The organism is Pseudomonas sp. NPDC089743, from assembly GCF_044748785.1.
Taxonomy (GTDB): Bacteria; Pseudomonadota; Gammaproteobacteria; order Pseudomonadales; family Pseudomonadaceae; genus Aquipseudomonas; species Aquipseudomonas putida_X.
Genome location: NZ_JBIVGS010000001.1, coordinates 13507 through 28455, shown reverse-complemented (window position 1 = coordinate 28455; position 14949 = coordinate 13507). Strand labels below are relative to the sequence as shown.

The following is a 14949-nucleotide window of genomic DNA, read 5'->3' as shown; positions in this document are numbered from 1 at the left end:
TCGACGTGAGTGTAAGTTACTGATTTATAAGTATTTATTTGAAATCGAAAGGCTGGCATGCAGGCTGCAATTACCTGTTCAGGTTTGAATAGAAAAATTACAGCAGGAGAAGCCGGCATGAACCGCCAATCCGTCAACCGTTCGCAGATCGCCGCACTGCCACTGCGCCAATTCCTGTTCCTCGGGTTGGCGTTGCTGCTGACTTTGGCCGCAGGCCTTTTTTACTACAGCTGGCAGACCGCGCGACTGACTGAGCAGGTTGCGGCGCAGACTGCGCTGATAGCGCAGATCCAGGCAACACGTGCCAACACTTTGGTGAGGGCAGCCCAAACGCTGCCTTCTGCCAATACCTCGCCAGCCACTGTTGAAAAAGTAGTGCCTCAGCAACGCTGGGTATTTTAAGGCGCTGCAGTTTTGACACCGGCCGGATCGATTTCAAAAAAGAAAGGAGAAGCATCATGCTGAGTTGGGCTATCACTTTCCTCATCATCGCCATCATCGCCGCAGTACTGGGCTTCGGTGGTATCGCCGGCGCTGCCACGGGTATCGCGAAGATCCTGTTCATTGTCTTCCTGGTCCTGTTCGTAGCCTCCTTCTTCTTTGGACGTGGCCGAGGTTGACGATGAGCAGGAAGCTCTGCAACGCCATGGCTGCGGCCCTGCTGTTGGGTAGCAGCGCAATGGCGATGGCGGCCAATGATGGCCAGGTCAGGGTCGACCAGCTGCTTGGTTCTGACCCTGAATACCGGGAAACCTGGCAGGACGCGATCGAAGGCGAGGAACGCCTGCCCGACTGGGTGATCAACCTGTCGGGCAGTGCCCAGGAGCAGATGTCTGCAGTGACCGAGGATGGCGATAAATACCTCGTCGGCCCGCTGTGTGAATCCAAGGACAACTGCACCTACAAACGCCTGATCGTAGCGTTCAGCTGGGACAAGGATGACGCCTACGGAATGCTGGTAGAGGTACCCGAAGGCCTGCCGAGCGACAAGTCCCCCACCCGCCATGCGCAGTATCGTTGGCTGGGTGAGCCGGACGAAGGTATGCAGGCGATGCTGAAGGAACAGCTCAAGCGTGACCCGAACTGGTACTGAGTGTCAGGGACGATAGGTCGCGCACTGTCACGTAATAGAAGCGGAACCTTTCTATAGTTCTCGCTTCTATGATGCGCCGCCCCGAGGAGGGGTTGCACATGACCAAGGGGCCGGGCTGTTCTGATTGTTGCAGGATCGGAGTGGCCTAGGGGTACAGGGAGTACCTCCAGTAATGGGCCGGGTCAGGCAAGGCAAAATCGGAGGTTCAGGTCAGGACAGAGTTTTCCCACTCAAACCTGGCCTGGCTTCCGAGATGCCATCCTCGTTTCAAGCCCACCTTTCAGCTTTTTCTCGTTGAGACACATTTTGTCTCGACCGCACATCATTTTTTTTGCCTCCAGGCCGGTCATGGCCAAGTGTCATTTCGGCCATTCGGATTGTCGAACAGGCCATCAATGCCCGGTTCTGCACACTGCCAAATCGGCCTAGATCTGGCGGTTTGGTCTTGTTCGGGTTTCCGAACGTTATAAATCAATGACTTGCGAATGCCTCATTTTGTCGCATTTCACTATGCCGAAACGGTATGGGGTATGCGCTTCCGGCATTAGATTTCGTCCGTGCCCATCGCAATAGTTGCCGCCTTTTCGCTGGCCCGAGCGCCTTGTCGCTCGCTTGCGGTGTCCTTACATGAGGCCTCCGGACGGAAGCTGTACGATGCCCGTGACGTTGCCAACGGCTCTGTTACGTGCTTTTCCGGTCGGTGCCCGTGACCACTAGAACAAAGGGTAAAGACATGAAGAAGGCAAAACTGAGCCTCGCCTGGCAGATCGTCATCGGTCTGGTCCTGGGCGTTGCAATCGGCGCGCTACTGAACCATTTCAGTGCGGAAAAGGCATGGTGGATCAGCAACGTTCTCCAGCCCGCCGGTGACATCTTCATTCGCCTGATCAAGATGATCGTCGTCCCGATCGTGATTTCTTCGCTGATCGTGGGCATCGCCGGGGTTGGCGATGCGAAGAAACTGGGCAGCATCGGCCTGAAGACCATCATCTACTTCGAGGTGGTCACGACGATCGCCATCGTTGTCGGCCTGGTCCTGGCAAACCTGTTCCACCCGGGCGCCGGCATCGACATGAGCACCTTGGGCACCGTGGACATCTCCAAGTACCAGGCGACCGCCGCCGAGGTGCAGCATGAGCATGCGTTCATCGAAACCCTGCTGAACCTGATTCCGTCGAACATCTTCGCGGCGCTGATGCGTGGCGAGATGCTGCCGATCATCTTCTTCTCGGTGCTGTTCGGCCTGGGCCTTTCCAGCCTCCAGGCAGACCTGCGCGAGCCACTGGTGCGTACCTTCCAGGGCGTGTCGGAGACCATGTTCAAGGTCACCCACATGATCATGAACTACGCCCCGATCGGCGTATTCGCCCTGATCGCCGTGACGGTTGCCAACTTCGGTTTCAGCTCGCTGCTGCCGCTGGCCAAGCTGGTGCTGCTGGTGTACTTCGCCATCGCCTTCTTCGCCTTCATGGTGCTGGGCCTTGTAGCCCGCCTGTTCGGCTTCTCGGTGATCAAGATCATGCGCATCATGAAAGATGAGCTGATCCTGGCCTACTCCACGTCCAGCTCCGAGACCGTGCTGCCACGCGTCATCGAGAAGATGGAAAAGTACGGTGCACCGAAGTCGATCTGCTCGTTCGTGGTACCGACCGGTTACTCGTTCAACCTCGACGGCTCTACCCTGTACCAGAGCATCGCGGCGATCTTCATCGCCCAGCTGTACGGCATTGACCTGTCCTGGAGCCAGCAATTGCTGCTGGTGCTGACCCTGATGGTGACCTCCAAGGGTATTGCCGGTGTGCCGGGCGTATCGTTCGTGGTCTTGTTGGCGACCCTGGGCAGCGTGGGCATCCCGCTGGAAGGCCTGGCCTTCATCGCAGGTGTCGACCGCATCATGGACATGGCGCGTACCGCGCTGAACGTGGTTGGCAATGCCTTGGCTGCACTGGTGATCGCGCGTTGGGAAGGCATGTACGACGCCGCCAAGGGCGAGCAGTACTACGCCTCGCTGATCGCCGACAAGAAGGAAGCGGCGCTGGTTGGCGAGACCGCCAAGCGCTGAACCTGACGCGTCGCACAATGAGCCCCGATTTATTCGGGGCTTTTTGCTGTCTGTCTGGTCCATATCGTCAGCGAACCGGCGATATGGCCAGCACAGGCTAAAGCAGCCGTCGGTGCGTTATCATTCAGGCATTTTTCAGGGGGAACACACGGATGCTGAACGGCCTTTGGCTTGGCTTTTTCCTGGTGGCGGCCGCATCGGCCCTGGCCCAATGGCTGCTGGCCGGCAATACCGGCATTTTCGCGGCGATGGTCGAAAGCATCTTCGCCATGGCCAAGCTGTCGGTCGAAGTCATGGTCCTGCTGTTCGGCACCCTTACCCTCTGGCTGGGTTTCCTCAAGATCGCAGAACGGGCGGGTATCGTGGAATGGCTGGCCAAAGTGCTTGGCCCGCTATTCGCCCGGCTGATGCCAGAAGTACCGCCCGGGCACCCGGCCCTGGGCCTGATCACCATGAACTTTGCTGCCAACGGCCTGGGCCTGGACAACGCTGCTACGCCTATCGGCCTGAAAGCCATGCGCGCCCTGCAGGAGCTCAACCCCAGCAGCACCACCGCGAGCAATGCACAGATCCTGTTTCTGGTGCTCAATGCCTCATCGCTGACCCTGCTGCCGGTGACCATCTTCATGTACCGCGCCCAGCAGGGCGCTACTGACCCGACCCTGGTGTTCCTGCCGATCCTGCTGGCGACCAGCGTTTCGTCCCTGGTCGGGCTGCTGTCGGTAGCGGTCATGCAGCGCTTGCGCCTGTGGGACCCGGTGGTGCTCGCCTACATGATCCCGGGTGCGCTGTTGCTGGGCGGCTTCATGGCCTTCCTCGGTACCCTGTCGGCTGCGGCGCTGGCCAGCCTCTCATCCGTACTCGGCAATCTCACACTGTTTGGTGTGATCATGCTGTTCCTGGTGATCGGCGCGCTGAAGCGGGTGAAGGTGTATGAAGCTTTCGTCGAAGGCGCCAAGGAAGGGTTCGACGTGGCCAAGAGCCTGTTGCCCTACCTGGTGGCCATGCTGGTCGCCGTTGGTGTGCTGCGCGCCTCCGGTGCCCTGGAGCTGGCATTGGATGGCATTCGCCATGTGGTGAACTGGATGGGCATGGACACCCGCTTCGTCGAAGGCTTGCCAACCGCATTGGTCAAGCCGTTCTCCGGCAGTGCGGCGCGGGCGATGCTGATCGAGACCATGCAGACCCATGGCGTGGACAGCTTCCCGGCACTGGTAGCCGCCACCGTTCAGGGCAGCACTGAAACCACGTTCTACGTGCTGGCGGTGTATTTCGGCGCTGTCGGCATCCAGCGCGTACGCCATGCAGTCGGTTGCGCCTTGTTGGCCGAACTGTCCGGTGTCATTGCTGCCATCCTGGTCTGCTACTGGTTCTTTGCCTGAGCCTGAGCGCTTTGCGCAACGGTCCAGTTCACCACCTGCGCGACAAGTTGATCGTTGGCCGCGCCGAATCCGGCCACCACGGCCGAAACCTGTGGATCTGCCAGCGGCTGACGCACCTCGAAGCGCTTGCTGGCAAGAATTCGCTGGCTGCGCCCCTGAACCAGACGCGCGTCATAGCGGATCACGACCTCCACCGTACCGTTCGGTTGGTACTCGCTCTGAAACGCCTGCAGCTCACCGGCCAGTTCGTAATCGGCCTGCAGGTTGCTGTCGTCGGCGCTCAGGCGCTGCACACGCCCGTCACGCTGGAAGCCATCGAGCAGGCGGTTGCGGACGAGCAACGGCACCGGGTCGCTCCAGCGGGCGCCTTTGTAGCTGCTGACCACGTTGCCCTCGGGGATCACCGCGATGCGTGGCCCGGCCAGCACTTCGCTTGCCAGCGGCTTGTTCAAGCGTAACGACCAAGGCACCGGTGTCGCACTGTGGCTGGGCTGGTTGACCGCAAGCCGGTAGATATCCACAGGCTCCTGCTGCGGCAGTATCGAGCAGGCGGCAGACAGGCTCAGCGCGGCCGTCAGGGCCAGCAGGCGCAGCGACAGCTTCATGGCTGGAACTCCTTGTTGTTGTCGCGGCCAAGCAGGTAGCCGCTGGGGTCAGCTTCCAGGCGCCGGGAAATGCCCTTGAGTGAGTTGAGGGTTTCACGCAGTTCGCGAATGGCCGGTGTCAGCTGGTTGAGGCCTTGCGCGCCGTCGTCGATGGACTCACGGTTGTCATTGAGCAGGCTGTTGATGGTCGCAGTGCTGGCGGCCAGCGATTGCATGGCCTGCTCGGCGTTGCCGATGGCCTGCTTGCCCTGTGTGCCGAGCAAGGTGTTGGCATTGCGCATCAGCGCTTGGGTTTCGGCCAGCGTGGCGTTGGCCTGTTTGCCGACCTGCGCCAGCTGATCCATGACCTGGGAAATGCCACCTTTTTGGTTGGCGAACGCATGGGTGGTCTGTTCCAGATTGGCCAGGGTGTTGCTCAGGCGGTCGATATTGGTTTCCGAAAACATCTGGTTGGCGTTGTGCAGCAGCAGGTTGATGTTAGTGACGAGGTCGCTGCTGTCATTGAGCAATTGCGAGATGGGCGAGGGCGAGGCGATGATCACCGGCAACTTGCCGTCCTCTCCCTTGAGTTCGGGGCTTTTCGGTGTGCCGCCGCTGAGCTGGATGAATGAGTTGCCGGTGACGCCGGCGAGGGTAAGTTTCGCCTGAGTGTCTTCCTTGACCGGCGTATCGCCGCTCAGGCGAACCCGGGCCAGCACCCGGCGCGGGTCCTTGGGGTCCAGGCGCAGGCTGGTCACGTCACCGACCTTGATGCCGTTGTATTGCACGGGGCTGCCGCGGGACAACCCTGAAACGGCTTCGTTGAAGATCACTTCGTAGTCCTTGAAGGCGTCGTCGACGCTGGACTTGGTCAGCCACAGGCCAAACAGCATGGCACCGGCCACCACCAGCACGGTGACCAGGCCGATGAGGACGTGATGAGCTCGGGTTTCCATCGTTCAGCGCTCCTGCCCGGCACGGCTGGCGGCCTGTTCAGCCGCCCGCCCGCGTGGGCCGTGAAAGTAATCGTGAATCCACGGGTCGTCGGTCTGTTCGACTTGGGCCAGCGGGCCTGCAACCAGCACCTTCTTCTGCGACAGCACCGCAATGCGGTCAGTGATGGTGTAGAGCGTGTCCAGATCGTGGGTAATGAGGAACACGCTCAGGCCCAGGGCATCGCGCAGCGTGAGGATCAGCTGGTCGAAGGCGGCAGCGCCGATTGGGTCGAGGCCGGCAGTGGGTTCGTCAAGGAACAGGATGTCCGGGTCCAGGGCCAGTGCACGGGCCAGTGCGGCGCGCTTGATCATGCCGCCAGACAGTGAAGAGGGGTATTTGTCTGCGGCGGAAATCGGCAGGCCGGCCAAGGCCAGCTTCACCCCGGCCAGATGTTCTGCATCGGCGCGCGACAGGCCTGCATGCTCAATCAGTGGTAACGCGACGTTCTCGGTGACGGTCAGCGAGGAAAACAGCGCTCCCTTCTGGAACAGCACGCCAAAGCGTCGTTCGACCAATGAGCGTTGCTCTTCATGCAGGCCGGCCAGGTCTTGGTCAAACACCTTGATCTGGCCTTCATTCGGTAGCCTTAGCCCTATGATGCTGCGTAGCAGCACCGACTTGCCGCTGCCCGAACCGCCAACCACGGCCAGGATTTCACCGCGGTAAAGGTCCAGATCGAGGTTCTCGTGCACGCTCTGGCTGCCGAAGCGGTTGCAGATGCCCCGCGCCTGGATCACTGCCTTCTGCTCACTCACCAGCCCATCTCCATGCAGAACAATGCAGCCACGGCATCCAGTACGATGACCACGAAGATCGACTGAACCACGCTGGAGGTGGTGTGGGCGCCTACCGACTCAGCGCTGCCACTGACCTTGAAGCCTTCCAGGCAGCCAATGGCCGCGATCAGGAACGCAAAGAAGGGTGCCTTGGCCAGGCCGACGAGAAAGTGCTGCACACCGATGTCACTTTGCAGCAGCGAGAGGAACATGGCCGGCGAGATATCCAGTGAAAGCGCGCAGACGACAGCCCCTCCGACGATGCCGCAGATCATCGCGACGAAGGTCAGCAGCGGCAGCGAGACCAGCAGCGCCAACACCCGGGGGACGACCAGCAGCTCGATCGGGTTCAGGCCCAGGGTTCGGATGGCGTCGATTTCCTCGTTGGCCTTCATCGAGCCGATCTGCGCAGTGAAGGCACTGGCTGTGCGGCCGGCCATCAGGATGGCCGTCAGTAACACGGCGAATTCGCGCAGGAACGAGAACGCCACCAGGTCGACAGTGAATACGGTTGCGCCGAAATCGGCCAGTACGGTCGCCCCGAGGAAGGCGACCACCGCGCCTACCAGAAACGTCAGCAACGCGACGATGGGCGCGGCGTCTAGGCCGGTCTGCTCGATATGCGAGACAACCGGGGTGAGCCGCCAACGATGCGGTTGCAGGGCCCGGCGCAGCAGGGTTTCGAGGATCAGGCCGATGAAGCCGAGCAGCTGCAGGATGTCTTGCCACAAGGTACTGACCGCGCGGCCGATGCGCTCCAGTAGCAGAAGCAGTACATGGCGCTCAGGTTCCTTAACCGGGATGCAATAGTCCTGAACCGAGCAGTAGACGTTCTTGAGCAGGGCGCGGCTGGCATCGGGCAGCCCTTGAGTGCAGTGCGACAGGCGCTCAGAGCCCAGCAGCTCAGCCAGCAGCGAGGCACCGGCGGTATCGAGCTGGCCCAGTTGGCTGAGGTCGGCTACGGCGTCGGCACCGTATTGGGTGCGCAGGCGTTCGCTGTCACGCTTGAGGCTGGCGTAGTGAGCCAGGGTCCAGTCACCGACAATGCGCAGGCAGGCCGGTTGGCTACTGGTATCCAGGGTGGCGCTGGGGGTGGTCATAAGCTCCATGCATCTGACAGGCGTAGAGACTGATCATAGCGCAGCAGGCATGGCGAGGTTTGTTGAGAATGTGCTGAGTGTTGGGCCGCGTTGCGGCCCATCGCTGGCAAGTCGGCTCACCCGGCAGCGCTTATTGCTTCGCCGGCGCGTCGTTTACCACCTTGAAACGCAGCACACCGATCACTTGCCCATCTTCGGTCAGCACGCGGACTTGCCATTTACCCGCAGGGTTGGGCGGGAAGTTCTGCTTGTGGGTCCACGCGCGGTAGCCCTCCTTGCGCCCGCCATGGATATCCAGGGCGATACGGTCCACTTCTTTGCCATCCTTCTGCCACACATGGTAAATGCGCTCGTTGAGGCCACGCGGTGCGTTGATGGCGGTGTAGGCATAAAGGCCGCTGCTGCGAATGCGGCTGGCGGCTACTTCATCCAGCGATTCACCGGGCTGGCGGTTCGATACCTCGGTGCTGACCGCCACTTCGGTCATCCACAGGGTGGCCGGTGGTACCCACGAGCGCAGTAACCAACCGCCGCCGCCCACCGCCAGGGTCATCATCACCAGCGCCACGCCACGGCGCCAGGTGTTGATCGGGAAACTGCTGGCCAGGCTTGGGAACGACAGCACCATGGCGGCGACCAGTGCCAGCTTGAAGCTTTGTGCGGTGGTCAGGTGCAGGATGATCGGCAGTGCAGTCAGCAGTGCGGCGAACAGGGTGAGGGTGTGCAACGCCATGAACAGCCAGCGCCGCGGTGCCAGCCACTTGTAGTATAGCGGGTCGACGATCGAAACCAGCCCGGCTGCACCGAGCAGGCCGGTGAACACCAGTTGGCCACTGTTCCAGGTGGTGGTGATGAAAAAGAACGGCAGTACGAAGAACAGGCTTTCCTGGTGGATCATCTGCGTCGCGTAGCGCAGCAGCGGCTGAGGAATTTCCCGGTTGAAGGTGCGGGCGAACAGGCCTGTCAGGGTGTTTTCCAGCATCAGCCAGATCCAGCTGACCAGCATGAGAATGGCGATCCAGCTGGCCAGGCTGGCTTGACGGTCGACCAGAATGAAGCTGCCGATACCGGAGAGAAAACCGCCGAGCGCGATGATGCCGGGGTAGCGTTTGAGCAGTTCGATGACGCGCTGAACGATATGGGGGATAGGGGGCATGGGTATACAACAGAGTGATAGGGTGACTGTGCCGCCCCGTCGCGGGTAAACCCGCGAAGCGGCCGGTACTGTCGAAAGGATACCGCCGAATCACCGCTGCCGTGTAGCACCGCTCGGTGGTTGCGGTGAAGTACGCCGGCGACGCAGTAGCCCGGCGGCCAGGATCACGCCAAGCCCCAATGCAATCAGCCCGTACAGCTCGTCATACCCAAGCAACGGTTTTTCGATGCGCAGGTAACCCTCGTCCTTGAGCAATGCCTTCAACGCGTCATTGGCCTGGTCCAGGCTGACCTGTCGCACCTGCCGGGCGGGGTCGGCAAAGCGCCCGTTGCTGTAGGCGTTGAGTGCCCCCCAGTAGTAATCGGCCAGCGCGCTGTTGCCTTGGGTACTCCAGCTTTCCTTGGCGACGGCGGCCTCCTTGATGCGGGCGAATATATCCGGGTCGAGGCCGTCCTCCCGCAAGTGGTCGAACAGTTTCTGCATCACCTTGACCGCCTCGTCGACGTCGTCGCGCTCAAGGTCAGCGTTCAAGCTGAGCAGGCCGCTGTCACCAAAGCTTTCGCGTTGTACCGAAGGCCCGTAGGAAAGGCCGTGACGCAGACGCAACTGGTCGTACAGGGCCCAGTCCAGATAGCGTGAGAGCAGGTCGAGTGTCGACTGGTGGTCGTTGTCCAGTACCGGCTCGATGAATAGCCAGTGCAGTTTGACGCTGTCGCCCAGAAAACCCCGGGTCAGGTCGCGCCGCTGTTCGGCCTGCTGGCTGATGCTATCCAGGTTGCGCCGCTCTTGCGGCTCGGTGGCCGGCAGCTCGCCGTAGGTGCGCTCCAGATAGGCCGGCAGCAGCCGATCGAGGCCGCCCACCATGATCAGGGTCATGTTGTTGGCGGCGTACCAGCGATCACGCAGTGCTTGTACCTGCTCCAGTGTCATGTCATCGAGGTTGGAGCGTTCCGGGCATTTGAGGCCCAGCTCGGTCGCCAACTGATCGCTGGCTGGATGGCCGATGTCCTGGCGGTCCAGCCAGCGTTGCAGGTGGCCATAGTGGCCGCCGTCTTCACGTTCGATGACGCGCTTGGCCGTGGCCAGGGCCTTGGCGTCGATGCGGGTGTCGCGCACTACCGCCAGGAGCAGGTCCAGCACCTTGCGCTGGTTGCGCGCCGGCGCCTCGATGACGAAGGTGGTATCGGCGCTGCTGGTGAAGGCGTTCCATTCGCCACCCAAAGCCTGCAGGCGCTCTTCCAGGCCGCCCTCTCCGGTCTCGTCGATGCCGCTGAACAGCAAGTGCTCGAGCAGGTGCGGCAACTCTTTCTGCTCGCAGTCGAAGTCGTCCAGGCCCACACCTACCACCAGGCGGATCGCCACATGATCGCGTTCGTAGCCGGATTTAAGGATAACCTGCAGACCGTTGGGCAGCAGGTAGCCCTCGACACGCGAGCGATCGAGGGCGAATGAATGCAGGCTACAGATCAACAGGCAAACGAAGGTCAGGCAACGCATGGGCGAGCTTGGGTCTCCAGGTAGGCGAGATCAGGGTAGGCGGGCTTCGTCCGGCACGCTGTCGAGCAATAGCCCGCCAGTGTCCGAGCCACCCAGTACCACATAGGCACTGCTGCAGAACAAAGAGTTCAACCGCTTCATGTCCGCGATCAGCTCCAAGTGTAGCGAACTGGTCTCGATACTTTGCACCACCTTGCGTTGCAGACGACTGACATGGGCATGGGCCAGGCGCCTTTCCTGGGCACGGAAGCGGCGTTTTTCCCGCAACAGCAAGCGCGCGCTCTCTGGGTCCGCGCTGAGAAAGACCGAAAGGCCCAAGCGCAGGTTGGTCAGCAATTGCTCTTGCAGGCCGGTGAGCTCCTGCAGGCCGACCTGGGAAAACTCCCGGCGTTGGCTGGTCTTCTGCTGTTGGACCTTGCGCAGCATGCGCTCGACCAGGTCACAGGCCAGCTTGAGGTTGATCGCCAGTTCGATGATTTCGGCCCAGCGCCTGTTGTCCTGATCGCTGAGGTCTTCCCGAGGCATTTGCGCCAGGTACAGTTTTATGGCGCTGTACAACGCTTCGGCGTCTTCGCCCAGGGCGCGGACCTGCTGTGGCAGGGCGGCCTGGGTGCCGCGCAGAGCGCTGAGCATGGCTTCGAGCAGGCTGTCGACGATATCGCCCAGGCGCAAGGTCTCGCGGGCAGCGTTGGCCAGGGCCAGGCTCGGCGTTGTGAGCGCCGAGGCGTCCAGATGGCGTGGGCGCACTTGGCCGTTACCGTTCTCGCGCTCTGGCAACAAGGCGTTGCACAGGCGCCCCATGGGCTTGACGGTGGGCAGCAGGATCAGACAACGCAGTGTGTTGTAGAGCAGGTGGAAGCCGATCACCAGCTCCTGGGGGCTGAAGCTGAGCGAGTCCATCCACGCCACCAGTGGGTGCAGCACCGGTATGATCAGTACCAGCCCGATCAGCTTGTACAAAAGGCTGCCCAAGGCCACCCGCCGGCCCGCGGCGTTCTGCATGCTGGTGCTGAGAAACGCCAGCAGCCCGCTGCCGATGTTGGCACCGACCACCAGGCCGATGGCCACCGGCAGGCTGATCAGCTCAGCGCCGGCCAGGGTGGCGGTCAGCAGCACTGCCGCCAGGCTGGAGTACGACACCATGGCGAACACCGCGCCAACCAAAGCATCGAGCAGGATGTCCCCGGTCAGTGAGGCGAACAGTACCTTCACACCCTGAGCCTGGGTGATCGGGGTGGCCGCCTGAACGATCAGCTGCAGCGCCAGAATGATCAGGCCCAGGCCAATGCCTACCCGGCCCAGTTGGCCTGCACGCGTCTGCTTGCGCGACAGGAAAAAGATCACGCCCAGGAACACCAGCAGTGGTGAGAGCCAGGAAAGGTCCAGGGTGAGCACCCTGGCCATCAGTGCGGTGCCGACGTCTGCACCGAGCATGATGGCCAAGGCCGGGGTCATGGCCATCAAGCCCTGGCCGACGAATGACGTCACCAGCATGGCGGTGGCGTTGCTGCTTTGAACCACGGCTGTGACCAGGATGCCGGCGATGAACGCCAATGGCCGCCGGTCCATGTTCTGGCTCAGAACCCGGCGCAGGTTGGAGCCGAACACTCTCAGGATGCCGGTTCGCACGATGTGCGTGCCCCATACCAGCAACGCGACGGCGGAAAGCAGGTTGAGCAGGGTCAGCATGGTGTAGCCCCCCTCTTATCCGGGCTCCAAAGGCGGAGCCAATGGGTGAAGCGGTAAGCCTGGCCCGGGGGCGGGTGTTTTTATCCAGTGCTTACTCTAGCTTTAGTTGTTTTGCGGACCTGTCGCCAGCTTGGCATGCGCGGCCAGCATTTGAAACCTGCCTGTCATGAAACCCAAGGCATGAAAAAAGGGCCCTGATGAGGGCCCCCGACTATTTATTGCGTTCGCGGTGCTTACTGACCGGGAATGTCCTTGCGCAATTTCACTGCGTCCTGCTCCTTGCCGCGCTTGCGCGCCATGGCGGTGCGCATGCGGATGTTGATGGCCTCCACGCCAAGGGAGAACGCCATGGCGAAGTAGACATAGCCCTTGGGCACATGTACATCGAAAGATTCGGCGATCAGCACAGTACCCACAACGATCAGGAACGAAAGTGCGAGCATCTTCAGTGAAGGGTGCTTGTCGATGAAATTGCTGATGGCACCGGCGCACAGCATCATCACCAGTACTGCAACGATGATTGCCGCGACCATCACCGGCACATGCGAAACCATGCCGACAGCGGTGATCACCGAGTCCAGGGAGAACACGATGTCGATGATGGCGATCTGAATGATTGTGAAGAGGAAGGTGCCGCCCTTGCCCTTGGGCTCCTCACCGCTTTCGTCCTCACCTTCCAGGCCGTGGTAGATCTCCTGGGAACTTTTCCACAGCAGGAACAGGCCGCCACAGAACAGAATCAGGTCGCGGCCCGAGATGCCTTGGCCGAATACCACGAAAAGGTCGGCAGTCAGGCGCATGACCCAGGTGATCGATAGCAACAGCAAAATGCGGGTGACCATGGCCAGGGCCAGGCCGAAGATTCGGGTGCGCGCCTGCATGTGCTTGGGCATGCGGCTGACCAGAATCGAGATCATGATGATGTTGTCGATACCGAGAACGATCTCAAGCGCAGTGAGGGTGAAAAAGGCAACCCAGATTTCCGGGCTGGTCAGCCATTCCATGTGTATTCCTTCGAGCGATAGTGGCGAAGCGCCCTTGCACAGGGCACTTCGCGTTGCGGTGACAGGCGTTTATTTAAAGACTGCTGAACAGCGGGAAAATGCCCATCAGCAGTGCGGCGAGCATTATGCACATGCACACCAGTACTGCCCATTTGAGTGTGAAGCGCTGATGATCACCGAATTCGATGCCTGCCAGCGCCACCAGCAGGTAGGTCGAGGGTACCAGCGGGCTCAGCAGGTGTACCGGTTGACCGACGATCGACGCGCGGGCCATTTCCACCGGGCTGATGCCGTAGTGGCTGGCCGCTTCCGCCAGCACCGGCAGCACCCCGTAATAGAAGGCGTCATTGGACATGAAGAAGGTGAACGGCATGCTCACGATCGCGGTGATCACCGCCAGGTAAGGGCCCAGCGCCTCGGGAATGACCGCCAGCAAGCTTTTGGACATGGCCTCGACCATGCCGGTGCCCGACAGGATGCCGGTGAAGATACCTGCAGCGAAGATCAGCCCGGTTACGGCGAGCACGCTGCCAGCGTGGGCGGCGATACGGTCCTTCTGCTGCTGAAGGCAAGGGTAGTTGACGATCATGGCGATGCTGAAGGCGATCATGAACAGCACCGGCAGTGGCAGCAGGCCTGCGATCAGTGCAGCCATCAGCGCGGCGGTGAGGGCACCGTTGAACCACAGAAGCTTGGGCCGGCGTGCGTCGGGGAACTGCGACACGGTGATTTCGCTGTGATCGATGTCGTCGGTAGGCAGGTGCAGCTCACCCAGGCGGGCACGCTCACGCTTGCCGTACATGTAGGCGATGGCGAGGATCGCCAGCACGCCGAAGACCATGGCCGGGATCATCGGTACGAAAATGTCCGACGGGTCTACGTGCAGGGCACTGGCTGCGCGGGCAGTGGGGCCGCCCCATGGGGTCATGTTCATGACCCCGCCTGCAAGTATGATCAGGCCGGCCATGATCCGCGGGCTCATGCCCAGGCGGCTATACAGGGGCAGCATGGCGGCGCAGCAGATCATGTAGGTGGTGGCGCCGTCACCGTCCAGCGAGACCACCAGGGCCAGGACAGCGGTGCCGACCGAGACTTTCAGCGGGTCGCCCTTGACCAGCTTGAGGATCTTGCGCACCGCCGGGTCGAACAGGCCGGAGTCGATCATCAGGGCGAAGTAAAGGATGGCGAACATCAGCATGACGCCTGTGGGCGCGAGCTTGCTGATGCCTTCGAGCATCATCGGGCCGATCTTGGCGGAAAAACCACCGAACAGGGCGAACAGGATCGGTACCAGGATCAGTGCGATCAAGGCCGACAGGCGCTTGGTCATGATCAGGTACATGAAGGTGATGACCATGGCAAAGCCGAGGAAGGTCAGCATGGCAATACTCCAGGCGTGGCGCGGCGAAAGGAAAGTCGATCGGGGCGAATCAGCGCGTCAAGCGCTGCACGGGGAGCAAGCGGAGGGGTACTGCGAAAGGGCGGGCACAGGAATACATCAGAATCACCATTGTTGTTGTTGATTGGGCCGGGCGCGGAATAGTCCGGGTGCCCTGGCTGACCGGTCTTGTGCCGGTAGTGGTGGCTATCCTATGGGTGCAAGCTTTCAG

14 protein-coding genes are annotated in these 14949 nt (G+C 61.2%); 5 read left to right on the top strand and 9 right to left on the bottom strand.

All coding sequences use genetic code 11. The features are described from left to right. Positions 1-117: 117 nt before the first annotated feature. From ACIPZC_RS00140 to ACIPZC_RS00120, 5 genes are all read left to right on the top strand, one after another. Positions 118-402, top strand: a complete 285-nt coding sequence (locus tag ACIPZC_RS00140) for a hypothetical protein (protein ID WP_241806869.1) — start codon at positions 118-120, stop codon at positions 400-402. Between the two features lie 56 nt (positions 403-458). Continuing rightward, the gene (locus tag ACIPZC_RS00135) at positions 459-620 is read left to right on the top strand and encodes a DUF1328 domain-containing protein (RefSeq protein ID WP_008092060.1); all 162 of its coding nucleotides are present in this window, start codon (positions 459-461) and stop codon (positions 618-620) included. 2 nt (positions 621-622) lie between these two features. After that, a complete protein-coding gene (locus tag ACIPZC_RS00130) occupies positions 623-1093 on the top strand; it encodes an inhibitor of vertebrate lysozyme family protein (protein ID WP_400623935.1) in 471 nt (156 codons plus the stop codon). Between the two features lie 733 nt (positions 1094-1826). Then, the gene (gene gltP / locus ACIPZC_RS00125) at positions 1827-3155 is read left to right on the top strand and encodes a glutamate/aspartate:proton symporter GltP (protein ID WP_012316843.1); all 1329 of its coding nucleotides are present in this window, start codon (positions 1827-1829) and stop codon (positions 3153-3155) included. Between the two features lie 152 nt (positions 3156-3307). After that, positions 3308-4537 (top strand): nucleoside recognition domain-containing protein, encoded by a 1230-nt coding sequence (locus ACIPZC_RS00120; protein WP_400623932.1) that lies wholly within the window; start codon positions 3308-3310, stop codon positions 4535-4537. Here ACIPZC_RS00120 and ACIPZC_RS00115 read toward each other — a convergent pair. The 9 genes from ACIPZC_RS00115 to ACIPZC_RS00075 form a co-directional block, all read right to left on the bottom strand. Beyond that, complete coding sequence (locus tag ACIPZC_RS00115; RefSeq protein ID WP_400623929.1) at positions 4519-5142, bottom strand: ABC-type transport auxiliary lipoprotein family protein; 624 nt, start codon at positions 5140-5142, stop codon at positions 4519-4521. The genes ACIPZC_RS00120 and ACIPZC_RS00115 overlap by 19 nt on opposite strands. Further along, on the bottom strand, positions 5139-6077 hold the full coding sequence (locus ACIPZC_RS00110; protein WP_400623926.1) for an MlaD family protein: 939 nt from the start codon (positions 6075-6077) through the stop codon (positions 5139-5141). The genes ACIPZC_RS00115 and ACIPZC_RS00110 overlap by 4 nt, the downstream gene beginning before the upstream one ends. Positions 6078-6080: 3 nt before the next feature. Then, the gene (locus ACIPZC_RS00105; protein WP_241806782.1) at positions 6081-6872 is read right to left on the bottom strand and encodes an ATP-binding cassette domain-containing protein; all 792 of its coding nucleotides are present in this window, start codon (positions 6870-6872) and stop codon (positions 6081-6083) included. Further along, a complete protein-coding gene (locus ACIPZC_RS00100) occupies positions 6869-8002 on the bottom strand; it encodes an ABC transporter permease (protein ID WP_400623922.1) in 1134 nt (377 codons plus the stop codon). Before ACIPZC_RS00100 ends, ACIPZC_RS00105 begins: the two co-directional genes overlap by 4 nt. A gap of 121 nt (positions 8003-8123) precedes the next feature. Then, a complete protein-coding gene (locus ACIPZC_RS00095; protein ID WP_400623919.1) occupies positions 8124-9149 on the bottom strand; it encodes a DUF5924 family protein in 1026 nt (341 codons plus the stop codon). A gap of 90 nt (positions 9150-9239) precedes the next feature. Then, positions 9240-10646, bottom strand: coding sequence for a M16 family metallopeptidase (locus ACIPZC_RS00090; RefSeq protein WP_400623916.1), 1407 nt, complete (start codon positions 10644-10646; stop codon positions 9240-9242). Between the two features lie 30 nt (positions 10647-10676). Then, positions 10677-12335 (bottom strand): Na/Pi cotransporter family protein, encoded by a 1659-nt coding sequence (locus tag ACIPZC_RS00085; RefSeq protein WP_400623913.1) that lies wholly within the window; start codon positions 12333-12335, stop codon positions 10677-10679. Positions 12336-12568: 233 nt separating this feature from the next. After that, entirely contained in the window at positions 12569-13339 is a 771-nt protein-coding gene (locus ACIPZC_RS00080) for a TerC family protein (RefSeq protein WP_241806777.1), read from the bottom strand. 73 nt (positions 13340-13412) lie between these two features. After that, the gene (locus tag ACIPZC_RS00075) at positions 13413-14720 is read right to left on the bottom strand and encodes a CitMHS family transporter (protein WP_012316833.1); all 1308 of its coding nucleotides are present in this window, start codon (positions 14718-14720) and stop codon (positions 13413-13415) included. Positions 14721-14949 lie beyond the last annotated feature (229 nt).

Excerpts from the sequence above, each read along its gene's own strand:
- ACIPZC_RS00100 (WP_400623922.1), bottom strand. The coding sequence starts at position 8,002 with ATGGAGCTTATGACCACCCCCAGCGCCACCCTGGATACCAGTAGCCAA.
- ACIPZC_RS00080 (WP_241806777.1), bottom strand. The coding sequence starts at position 13,339 with ATGGAATGGCTGACCAGCCCGGAAATCTGGGTTGCCTTTTTCACCCTC.
- ACIPZC_RS00120 (WP_400623932.1), top strand. The coding sequence starts at position 3,308 with ATGCTGAACGGCCTTTGGCTTGGCTTTTTCCTGGTGGCGGCCGCATCG.
- ACIPZC_RS00085 (WP_400623913.1), bottom strand. The coding sequence starts at position 12,335 with ATGCTGACCCTGCTCAACCTGCTTTCCGCCGTCGCGTTGCTGGTATGG.
- ACIPZC_RS00090 (WP_400623916.1), bottom strand. The coding sequence starts at position 10,646 with ATGCGTTGCCTGACCTTCGTTTGCCTGTTGATCTGTAGCCTGCATTCA.
- ACIPZC_RS00135 (WP_008092060.1), top strand. The coding sequence starts at position 459 with ATGCTGAGTTGGGCTATCACTTTCCTCATCATCGCCATCATCGCCGCA.
- gltP (WP_012316843.1), top strand. The coding sequence starts at position 1,827 with ATGAAGAAGGCAAAACTGAGCCTCGCCTGGCAGATCGTCATCGGTCTG.
- ACIPZC_RS00115 (WP_400623929.1), bottom strand. The coding sequence starts at position 5,142 with ATGAAGCTGTCGCTGCGCCTGCTGGCCCTGACGGCCGCGCTGAGCCTG.
- ACIPZC_RS00140 (WP_241806869.1), top strand. The coding sequence starts at position 118 with ATGAACCGCCAATCCGTCAACCGTTCGCAGATCGCCGCACTGCCACTG.
- ACIPZC_RS00110 (WP_400623926.1), bottom strand. The coding sequence starts at position 6,077 with ATGGAAACCCGAGCTCATCACGTCCTCATCGGCCTGGTCACCGTGCTG.
- ACIPZC_RS00130 (WP_400623935.1), top strand. The coding sequence starts at position 623 with ATGAGCAGGAAGCTCTGCAACGCCATGGCTGCGGCCCTGCTGTTGGGT.
- ACIPZC_RS00075 (WP_012316833.1), bottom strand. The coding sequence starts at position 14,720 with ATGCTGACCTTCCTCGGCTTTGCCATGGTCATCACCTTCATGTACCTG.
- ACIPZC_RS00095 (WP_400623919.1), bottom strand. The coding sequence starts at position 9,149 with ATGCCCCCTATCCCCCATATCGTTCAGCGCGTCATCGAACTGCTCAAA.